This is a genomic window from Nguyenibacter vanlangensis (assembly GCF_013376155.1).
In the GTDB taxonomy this organism is placed as follows: Bacteria; Pseudomonadota; Alphaproteobacteria; order Acetobacterales; family Acetobacteraceae; genus Gluconacetobacter; species Gluconacetobacter vanlangensis.
Window position 1 is genome coordinate 1 of sequence record NZ_JABXXP010000881.1, and the last position, 1029, is coordinate 1029.

Consider the following 1029-nt stretch of genomic DNA (forward strand, 5'->3'; position numbering starts at 1 on the left):
GGCGCCGGCGCCGGCCCGTCCGCCATCCGCCGGTCGACCGGCCAGCCGGCGAACAGCGCATCGACCCGGCGCCGGTCATACTGGCTGTCGGGCGGCACGAAGCTGGTATAGCCGTCCGATCCGTAGCGCTGGCGCTTGTGCCCGATCAGCCACATGAACTGGTTCGCGGCTTCCTGCACCGCGTACAGGTTCATCATCTCGGCGTATCCCCGCCAGGGCGACCCGGCATACATCCAGTCCGGCATCGGCCTGTTGGGGCCGGACAGCGCCTGCGCCGAGGCCGAGCACCAGGCGAAATCGACGTCGATCAGCACCGCGCGCGGCGTCGGATGATGGCGCAGGAACAGTCGCAGCAGCCGGTCCTGCTCCCACGGGCTGGCACTGTTCATGGCCATGTTGGCGAAGCGCGCGCCGAACGGCCGGTCCATGATCGCGGGTTGCAGCAGCCGGCCGGTCGATGTCCCGATCATCGCGGAATCGAAACGCGGACTGACGGCCAGGGCCGGCATGGTGAAGCGCGCATTGGTGGAAATCGGGATCCTGTGCCAGCGTGGCGACAACGGCAGCATGTCCCACGGATCGACGGTGACGACGAACAGGAAGACCACGAGACCCGCGCCGGCCAGCGCCGCCGCGAATGCCAGCGCGAAGCGTCGCCACGCCGCCTGTGCGGAATGTGTCAGAGCGGCGGAATGGGCCGGGCCGGGCCGGGACATGTCAGAACTGGAAATAGATGAAGGCATCGGGAATCCGTCCGCCGATCAGCAGCAGCAGCAATATGAAGGCAATGCCCGCCGGCACGGCCAGCAGCGTGGTCGGGCGCAGCATCCGCAGCACCGCATCCTGCGAAGACGGGCCGACCAGGGCGACGCCCAGCGCGATCCAGAACACCGCCGCGTCGCGCGGCCAGGCATGGCCTACACTCTGCAATCCGGCCATGGCGCGCAGCACGCGCCCCGCGGTGGGAAAGTCCGGCGCGCGGAACAGCACCCACCCCACGATGACGAACAGCATCGTCAGCGCCCAGGT

General features: G+C 68.9%; 2 pseudogenes. Both read right to left on the minus strand.

Features of this window, described 5'->3' with window-relative positions:
• A pseudogene (locus HUK84_RS19840) lies at nucleotides 1-716 on the minus strand (hypothetical protein); the annotation flags it as partial.
• Between the two features lies 1 nt (nucleotide 717).
• A pseudogene (locus HUK84_RS19845) lies at nucleotides 718-1029 on the minus strand (MBOAT family O-acyltransferase); the annotation flags it as partial.